The sequence below is a fragment of the Streptomyces sp. NPDC058964 genome (assembly GCF_042741275.1).
Lineage (GTDB): Bacteria > Actinomycetota > Actinomycetes > Streptomycetales > Streptomycetaceae > Streptomyces.
Map to the genome: position 1 here is coordinate 2544 of NZ_JBHYKH010000309.1, position 8152 is coordinate 10695.

Genomic DNA, 8152 nt, shown 5'->3' on the forward strand with positions numbered 1-8152 from the left:
GGCGCGCCCCCCCCCGGGGGGCGGGGGGGGGGGGGGGGGGCCACGCGAGGCCCCCGTGCTGGGGGGGGGGGGGGGACCCACGGGGGGCCCCCCCCCCCCCTTCGCGCTGTCTAGAGGGCCACGCCCAGCAGGGCGTCGACGGCCCGGGACACGACGCCGGGGGCCCCGGTGTCCGTACCGCCCTGTTCGTCCTGCAGCGCCACCCACCGGTCCACGGCGGCCAGCGCGGCGGGGGCGTCCAGGTCGTTCGCGAGGGCCTCGCGGATCTCCTCGACGAGGGCCTCGGCCGGCGGGCCGTCGGGCCGGGAGACGGCGGCGCGCCAGCGGTCGAGCCGCGCCACCGCGTCCGCCAGCACCTGGTCGGTCCACTCCCAGTCGGCCCGGTAGTGGTGGGCGAGGAGGGCGAGCCGGATGGCGGCGGGGTCGACGCCGTCGCGGCGCAGCTGGGAGACGAAGACGAGGTTGCCCTTGGACTTGGACATCTTCTCGCCGTGCAGGGCGACCATGCCGGCGTGGACGTACGCCTTGGCCATCGGGAACTCGCCGGTCAGCACCTGGGCGTGCGAGGCGCCCATCTCGTGGTGCGGGAAGGCGAGGTCGGAGCCGCCGCCCTGGACGTCGAAGCCCATGCCGAGGTGGTCCAGGGCGATGGCGACGCACTCGATGTGCCAGCCGGGACGGCCCTGGCCGAGCGAGCCGCCGTCCCAGCTGGGCTCGCCCTCACGGGCGGCCATCCACAGCATCGGGTCGAGCGGGTTCTTCTTGCCGGGGCGTTCCGGGTCGCCGCCGCGTTCGGCGGACAGCAGCCGCATCGCGGCGGCGTCGAGGTTCGAGACCTGACCGAAGTGCGGGTCGGACTCGACGGAGAAGTAGATGTCGCCCTCGAGCTCGTAGGCCGCGCCGAGCTCGCGCAGCCGTTCCACGAGCGGGACGATGCCGGGTATCGCCTCGACGGCGCCTATGTAGTGGCGCGGCGGGAGCATCCGCAGGGCGGTCATGTCCTCGCGGAAGAGTGCCGTCTCCTTCTCGGCCAGGGCGACCCAGTCGACGCCGTCGCGCTCGGCGCGCTCGAGAAGCGGATCGTCGACGTCGGTGACGTTCTGGACGTAGTGGACCTGCCGCTTGGTGTCGAGCCACACGCGCTGCACGAGGTCGAACGCGTTGTAGGTCGCCGCGTGACCCATGTGGGTCGCGTCGTACGGCGTGATGCCGCAGACGTAGATTCGGGCGACGGGACCGGGGTCGAGGGTGACCGGACCGCCGGTCGCGGTGTCGTGGATCCTCAGGTCGCGGCCCTGACCAGGCAGGGCGGGGACCTCGGAAGCGGGCCAGGCATGCATGTACATGAGCCTAACCGGCCAGAAGTTCGGTATACGAACCGGACCGGGCCGGACGACCGGAAAGGCGATCTTGCGGTCCGGCGCCCGGTGTGCATCCTGGGGTCGCGCCGCACGTCGGCGGCCGGGCAGGCCCCGCACGGGCAGCGCTACACCGGCGGCCAGGGAATCGCGGGCCACTCCCCGCTCGGCTCCGGATGCTTCCCGGACGTGAGCAGCGCCTCGACACGCGCGCGCGTGGCCTCCAGCTCCGCGACGGTGATCAGACCGGCCAGCCGTGCGCCGAGCGCGCCGCCCTCGCCCAGGGCGTCCTTCAGCGCCTTGAGGACGCCGACCGCCTCCGGAGAGAGCGGTTCCCCCGCCCAGCCCCACAGGAGGGTCCGCAGTTTGTTCTCGGCGTTGAAGGTGACGCCGTGGTCGATGCCGTAGAGCTGCCCGTCGGCGGTGGGCAGCAGATGGCCGCCCTTGCGGTCGGCGTTGTTGATCACCGCGTCGAGGACGGCGAGCCGCCGCAGCCGCTCGTCGTCGGCGTGCACCAACAGCGCGGTCCTGCCCTCACCGACCTCGGCGAAGGCGATCGCCTTCCAGCCCGGCCCCGGCTCCTCGCCGTCCACCAGGGCGAGGAGCTCGATCTCGGGTGCCACGTCGATCCACAACTGGCACATACCCTCGCCGTACGGCCCGTCCCGCAGCACGGTGGGCGGCACGAGCCCCCATCCGGTGGCCTCGGAGACCTCGTAGGCGGCCACCTCGCGCCCGGCCAGGGTGCCGTCGGGGAAGTCCCACAGCGGGCGCTCCCCGGCGACGGGCTTGTACACGCACGCCGCCTCCTGCCCGTCGTACGAGACCGTGCAGAACAGCGCCGCGTTGGACGCCTCGCGGATGCGGCCGCGCACCTTCAGCTCGCCTCGGGCGAGCAGTTCGGCGGCGGTCACGCTCCGCGGCGGTATCCGTTCTGGCGCGGACATACGTGTCCTTCCGGGTCGAGCGGGAGACTGCACAGCGGACACGGCGGCCGCCCGGCGTTGACGACGTCGAGGGCGCGCTTGGCGAAGGCCCTGGCCTGCGCACCGGTGAGCCGGACCCGCAGCATCGGGGGTCCGTTCTCCTCGTCCTGGAGCAGCCGCTCCTCGGCCTCGGCGAGGTCCTCGTCGGTGTCGGCGTCCAGCTCGACGAGCGCCTGGGCCTCGACGATCATGCGCTGTTCCTCGCCGTCCCAGGCCAGAGCCATGGTTCCGACGCGGAACTCCTCCTCGATGGGGGTGTCCAGCGGAGCGGTGTCGGCGATCTCCGTGGGCGCCATGGCGGGGACGGCCGCGTTGCCGCCGCTACGCCGTACGACCTCGTCGAGCAGCTCGTCCATGCGCTCGGCGAGCGCGGCGACCTGGGTCTTCTCCAGGACCACACTCGTCACCCGGGGGCCGGCGGTGGCCTGGAGGAAGAACGTACGGCGCCCGGGCAGCCCGACCGTACCGGCCACGAAGCGGTCCGGCGGATCGTAGAGGAACACCTGACGGGACACGTCCTGTCTCCAGTGGAATCGAGAGTGCGTGGAATCGAGAGTGCGTGGAACCGGGAATGCGTGGAATCGGGAGTGCGTGAAGGGTCGGTGCGTGAACGCGAATGAGTGGATCGCTTCACCCTACTGCGGCCGACGATCACGGTGCGCCCGCACCACCCCCGACCGGTGCGTCTTCTCCCTGCGGCACCTCGCGCGGGGCGAGCGAGGCGAAATCCCCGGTGTCGCCGAGGCGAACGAGAAAAGGCCTGAGGCGGGTGTAACGGATCGCGGTGATGGAACACGGTTCGACGGAGATCCGCTGGAAGAGGTCGAGATGAAGGCCGAGCGCGTCCGCGACGAGGGACTTGATGATGTCGCCGTGCGAGCACATGACGTACACGGCGTCCGCGCCGTGATCGCGTTCCACGCGCGCGTTCCACTCGCGCACGGCCTCGGCGGCGCGGGTCTGCATCGCCCGCATGGACTCCCCGCCGGGGAACGCGGCCGCCGAGGGATGCGCCTGCACCACCTCCATCAGCGGCTCGTCCTTGAGCTCGGCAAGCTTGCGGCCGGACCAGTCGCCGTAGTGGCACTCACCGATCCGCTCTTCGGTGTGCGCGCGCAGTCCGGGCCGGGCGTCGAGCAGGGGCCCGATCGTCTCCTGGCAGCGCTGCAGCGGGCTGGTGACGACCTCCGCGATCGGCAGCGCGCCGAGCCGTCCGGGCAGCGCGGCGGCCTGCGCGGCGCCGCGTTCGTCGAGGGCGACACCGGGGGTCCAGCCGGCGAGCACCCCTGCGGTGTTGGCGGTGGACCGTCCGTGCCTTACGAGGATCAGCGTGGGCATGCGGCCCAGGGTAGGCGCACACGAGAATGCGCAAGCCCGCTGGTGAGGGGAGAATACGCTCCGTGATCGTCGACTGCGCCATCTACCGCGACGGGAACCGGATGGAGGGTCCCGAGGATTTCTCCGACGCCCTGGCGGAGGCGCGTGCCCGGGGCGACAGCTTCCTGTGGATCGGCCTGTACGAGCCGACGGAGAAGGAGTTCGACAAGGTCACCGAGGAGTTCGGCCTGCACCCGCTGGCCGTCGAGGACGCCCTGAAGGCACACCAGCGGCCGAAGCTGGAGGTGTACGACGACTCGCTGTTCGTGGTGCTGAAGCCGGTGACGTACGAGCCGAGGAGCGACCGGGTGGCCTCCGGTGAACTCATGCTGTTCATCGGCGACTCCTTCGTGGTGACCGTGCGCCACGGCGAGGGTTCGCCCCTCGGCAGTATCCGGCGCCATCTGGAGGAGCAGCACGAGATGCTGCGGCACGGTACGACCGGGGTGCTGTACTCGATCACCGACGCGGTCGTCGACCACTACCTGGAGGTGGCCACCGAACTGGGCACCGACCTGGAGGAGCTGGAGTCCGAGGTGTTCTCACCGTCGCTCGGCGGTTCGCGGAACACGGCGTCGCGGATCTACGCCTTCAAACGGCAGGTCCAGGAGTTCCGCCGGGCGACGGTGCCGCTGATGGTGCCGATGGGCAAACTCGCGGGACTGGGTCCGGCCGCCGGGGCCGTGCCGTTCGTGCACGAGAAGGCGCGTCCGTTCTTCCGGGACGTCAACGACCACCTCACGCGCGTGAACGAATCCGTGGAGGGGCTGGACCGGCTGGTGTCGGACATCCTGTCGGCGCATCTGGCGCAGATGAGCGTCCGGCAGAACGACGACATGCGGAAGATCTCGGCGTGGGCGGCCATGGCCGCGATCCCCACGATGATCGCGGGGATCTACGGGATGAACTTCGACCACATGCCCGAATTGCACTGGCTGTGGTCGTATCCGGTGGTGATCGCGGCGATGGGCGTGCTGGAGGTCGCGCTGTACCGCCTGTTCAAACGGCGCGGCTGGCTGTAAGGGCCTCTCAGACGAACCCGGGGGTGGTGGTCGCGGGTCCGCCGAGGGCGTCGCGGCGTTCGGGCATCCGCAGGGACACCATCCGCCGCCAGCCCGCGAGCCGTTCCCACGCGTACACGACGTGGATGCCGGCCACGAGCACCGCGGCCTTGGACGTGGACCAGCCGAGGATGCGCCCCATGTGGGCCATGACGGCGAGGCTGACGTCCCGGTAGATGCGGATCTCGGCGAGCGCGCAGTCGCGCAGGATGCGCCGGATGTCGGGGCCGTGGCCGGCGCGGGCGAGACGGAGCAGTTCCTCGTGGCAGTAGGCGAGGTGGTTCTCCTCGTCCTGGGAGATCATCCGCACCGCGCGGCCGACGTCCGGATGGTCGCCGAAGTGCCTGCGCAGCAGTTCCATCTGCTCGGAGGCCCGCTGCTCGGTGACCCGGCTGTGGGCGAGGTAGGTGACGACGTCCCGTACGGTCAGCGGGCGGTCGGCCCTGAGCCTGTCGTGGGCGAGGCCGATGCCGTTCCTTTCGAGGAGCATCGTGTAGTCGGTGTCCGGCGGGACGGGCACGGGATGGACGCCGCGCTTGCGCATGAGGGCGTCGAAGATCCGTCCGTGCTTGTCCTCGTCCGCGCCATGACGGGTGATCTTGGGAGCGAGGGCCAGTTCGCTCTCCGGCACGAGCGTGGCGATCCGCCCGTTCTCCCAGCCGCCCTGGGACTCTCCGCTGGCCGCGATGGAGCAGAAGAGCCGGAAGGACTCGTCGTTGTCGAGGATCTCCTGGAACAGACTCTTGGCCGAAAGCATCGTGGGCCCCTCTCCGCAGGACGCGCGGATTCCGCCGGATTCCGCAGGTTTCCACAAAGAACGAGTCAAATGCGGCGCCACGGGCACTGCAACAGGTGCGTCGCAGAAGTGCGCCGAAAGAAGGAGCACCGGGGTCGTGCCGGGGGCGTAACCGCGTGGGGCCGGGCGCGTTGTTCCCCGTGACGGCCGTGGCGGGGAAGACCCCCGAGCCCCCACCACGGCCGCTGAAGACCCCTTCCGAGGCGCTACGCGAGCCCGGCGCGCTCCAGGGCCTCGCTGCCGGCCCGCAGGGAGGCGATCCGCTCGTCCAGGGTGAAGCCCGCGGGGGCGAGGGTGAGGGTGGTGACCCCGGCCGCGGCGTAGGCCTTCATGCGGTCGGCGATGCGGTCCACGGAACCGAGCAGCGTGGTCTGGTCGATCAGCTGCTGCGGTATGGCGGCCGCGGCGCCCTGCTTGTCCCCGGAGAGGTACTTGTCCTGGATCTCCGCGGCCTCCTTCTCGTACCCCATGCGCTGGGCGAGCTGGTTGTAGAAGTTCTGCTTCCGGCTGCCCATGCCGCCGACGTACAGCGCGGTGTACGGCCGGAAGGTGTCGGCGAGCCGGGCGACGTCCTTGTCGTCGCCGACGGCGAGCGGCAGGGTCGGGCAGACGTCGAAGCCCTCGAGCGTCTTGCCGGCCTTCTCCCGTCCGGCCCGCAGGTACCTGACCGCGGTGTCCTCGAGGTGGTCGGCCGAGGGGAAGATGAGGAGGGCGCCGTCGGCGATCTGCCCGGTCTGCTCGAGGTTCTTCGGCCCGATGGCGGCGATGTACAGCGGGATGTGCTCGCGCTGCGGGTGGACGGTCAGCTTGATCGGCTTGCCGGGGCCGCCGGGGAGCGGCAGCGTCCAGTGCTCACCCTCGTACGACAGCCGCTCGCGCGTCATGGCCTTGCGGACGATCTCGACGTACTCGCGGGTCCGGGCCAGCGGCTTGTCGAACTTGACGCCGTACCAGCCCTCGGAGACCTGCGGTCCGGAGACGCCGAGCCCGAGCCGGAAGCGGCCGCCGGACAGCGAGTCCAGGGTCGCGGCGGTCATCGCGGTCATCGCCGGCTGGCGGGCCGGGATCTGGAAGATCGCCGAGCCGACGTCGATGCGCTCGGTCTGCGCGGCGACCCAGCTGAGCACGGTGGCCGCGTCGGAGCCGTACGCCTCGGCGGCCCAGCAGACGGCGTAGCCGAGCCGGTCGGCCTCCTGCGCGACGGCCAGATTGTCCGCGTCCATTCCGGCGCCCCAGTAGCCGAGGTTGATCCCGAGCTGCATGGCCGAATCCCCTTACCGATGAGTAACGTCCCTGTGGGGGCGACCCTAGCGCGGGCGGGTGGGCCATGGGGGTGACGGGGGGCTCCCGTGTCGGCGCGGCGGCAGGGAAATCGGTTGTCCACAGGCAACCCACGGCAGTAGCTCTGGCCAGTAATCTCGGCGGACATGGAGCAGAGGCATCTCGGCCGCACCGGCCTGCGCGTGTCCCGGATCGGACTCGGCACCCTCACCTGGGGCCGGGACACCGACGAGCACGACGCCGCGGACATGCTGAAGGCGTTCTGGGAGGCGGGCGGGACCCTCGTCGACACCGCGGACGTGTACGGCGACGGAGAGGCCGAGTACCTGCTCGGACGGCTCATAGACGGGCTCGTGCCGCGCCGGGACGTGGTCATCTCGACGAAGGCGGGGAGCGTACCGGACCCGGACCGGCGCTTCGACGGCTCGCGCGGTCATCTGCTCGCCGCGCTGGACGCCTCTCTCGCCCGCCTCGGCACGGACCACGTCGACGTGTGGCACGTACACGCCTTCGACCCGGACACCCCGCTGGAGGAGACCCTCCAGGCCCTCGACCTCGCGGTGAGCAGCGGCCGTGCCCGCTATGCCGGTGTCTCCAACTTCTGCGGCTGGCAGCTCGCCAAGGCCGCGACCTGGCAGCTCGCGGCGCCGGGCACGCGCACCCGGCTGGCGAGCACGCAGATGGAGTACTCCCTGCTCCAGCGCGGGGTGGAACGCGAGGTGCTGCCCGCCGCCATCGACCTCGGTGTCGGTCTGCTGCCCTCCTCCCCACTCGGCCGGGGCGTGCTGACCGCCAAGTACCGGCATGCCACTCCCCCGGACTCGCGCGGGGCCTCGGAGCACCTGGCGCCCTTCGTCGCGCCCTACCTCGACGACACGGCGACCCGCATCGTGGACGCGGTGACGACGGCCGCCGACGGGCTGGCGGTGACGCCGCTCCAGGTGGCCCTCGCCTGGGTCCGTGACCGGCCCGGCGTGGCCGCCCCGATCGTCGGCGCGCGCAACGCACAGCAGCTCACGGCGGCGTTGTCAGTGGAGGCCCTTAGTCTTCCTGACGAGATCTGCCGGGCGCTCGACGACGTGTCGGCGCCCGTGCACCGCTATCCCGATCACGACTGGAGCACGCTGTGAGCACGGAGCCGGAGACCACGGAGGAAGCCGAGCCGGGGCCCCCGGACGTCCCGGAAGCCGCGGAGGACGGCGCCCACGCCGAGGACACGCCGGGCACGGACGCCGGGGACCCGGACGGCGCCCGCCCCCCCGGGCGCCCCGCCGCCGGGGTCCCCACCGTCGC

General features: G+C 71.6%; 8 protein-coding genes. 2 read left to right on the forward strand and 6 right to left on the reverse strand.

Annotated elements, in window-relative coordinates:
• Positions 1–110: 110 nt before the first annotated feature.
• The 4 genes from mshC to ACFW2E_RS30410 all read right to left on the reverse strand — a co-directional run bounded on the left by mshC (position 111) and on the right by ACFW2E_RS30410 (position 3682).
• Positions 111–1340 (reverse strand): cysteine--1-D-myo-inosityl 2-amino-2-deoxy-alpha-D-glucopyranoside ligase, encoded by a 1230-nt coding sequence (gene mshC, locus ACFW2E_RS30395; RefSeq protein ID WP_384470281.1) that lies wholly within the window; start codon positions 1338–1340, stop codon positions 111–113.
• Between the two features lie 146 nt (positions 1341–1486).
• Complete coding sequence (locus tag ACFW2E_RS30400; RefSeq protein WP_384470282.1) at positions 1487–2305, reverse strand: SCO1664 family protein; 819 nt, start codon at positions 2303–2305, stop codon at positions 1487–1489.
• Positions 2269–2859 (reverse strand): DUF3090 domain-containing protein, encoded by a 591-nt coding sequence (locus ACFW2E_RS30405; RefSeq protein ID WP_384470283.1) that lies wholly within the window; start codon positions 2857–2859, stop codon positions 2269–2271. The genes ACFW2E_RS30400 and ACFW2E_RS30405 overlap by 37 nt, the downstream gene beginning before the upstream one ends.
• Before the next feature lie 136 nt (positions 2860–2995).
• Positions 2996–3682, reverse strand: a complete 687-nt coding sequence (locus ACFW2E_RS30410) for a histidine phosphatase family protein (RefSeq protein ID WP_384470284.1) — start codon at positions 3680–3682, stop codon at positions 2996–2998.
• Between the two features lie 62 nt (positions 3683–3744).
• Here ACFW2E_RS30410 and corA point away from each other — a divergent pair, with 62 nt between their 5' ends.
• Positions 3745–4743 (forward strand): magnesium/cobalt transporter CorA, encoded by a 999-nt coding sequence (gene corA / locus ACFW2E_RS30415; RefSeq protein ID WP_384470285.1) that lies wholly within the window; start codon positions 3745–3747, stop codon positions 4741–4743.
• 7 nt (positions 4744–4750) lie between these two features.
• Here the strand turns inward: corA and ACFW2E_RS30420 are convergent, their stop codons facing one another.
• Together ACFW2E_RS30420 and ACFW2E_RS30425 are read right to left on the reverse strand one after the other, a co-directional pair.
• Positions 4751–5539: a ferritin-like domain-containing protein gene (locus ACFW2E_RS30420; protein WP_384470286.1), complete on the reverse strand. Its 789-nt coding sequence runs from the start codon at positions 5537–5539 to the stop codon at positions 4751–4753.
• A gap of 245 nt (positions 5540–5784) precedes the next feature.
• A complete protein-coding gene (locus ACFW2E_RS30425) occupies positions 5785–6840 on the reverse strand; it encodes an LLM class F420-dependent oxidoreductase (protein ID WP_384470287.1) in 1056 nt (351 codons plus the stop codon).
• Between the two features lie 165 nt (positions 6841–7005).
• On the opposite strand from ACFW2E_RS30425, the gene ACFW2E_RS30430 reads away from it, so the two are divergent.
• Complete coding sequence (locus ACFW2E_RS30430) at positions 7006–7989, forward strand: aldo/keto reductase (RefSeq protein ID WP_384470288.1); 984 nt, start codon at positions 7006–7008, stop codon at positions 7987–7989.
• Positions 7990–8152: the final 163 nt, after the last annotated feature.

Coding starts and splice junctions, on each gene's coding strand:
- mshC (WP_384470281.1), bottom strand. CDS start 1,340: ATGCATGCCTGGCCCGCTTCCGAGGTCCCCGCCCTGCCTGGTCAGGGC.
- ACFW2E_RS30400 (WP_384470282.1), bottom strand. CDS start 2,305: ATGTCCGCGCCAGAACGGATACCGCCGCGGAGCGTGACCGCCGCCGAA.
- ACFW2E_RS30410 (WP_384470284.1), bottom strand. CDS start 3,682: ATGCCCACGCTGATCCTCGTAAGGCACGGACGGTCCACCGCCAACACC.
- ACFW2E_RS30420 (WP_384470286.1), bottom strand. CDS start 5,539: ATGCTTTCGGCCAAGAGTCTGTTCCAGGAGATCCTCGACAACGACGAG.
- ACFW2E_RS30425 (WP_384470287.1), bottom strand. CDS start 6,840: ATGCAGCTCGGGATCAACCTCGGCTACTGGGGCGCCGGAATGGACGCG.
- ACFW2E_RS30430 (WP_384470288.1), top strand. CDS start 7,006: ATGGAGCAGAGGCATCTCGGCCGCACCGGCCTGCGCGTGTCCCGGATC.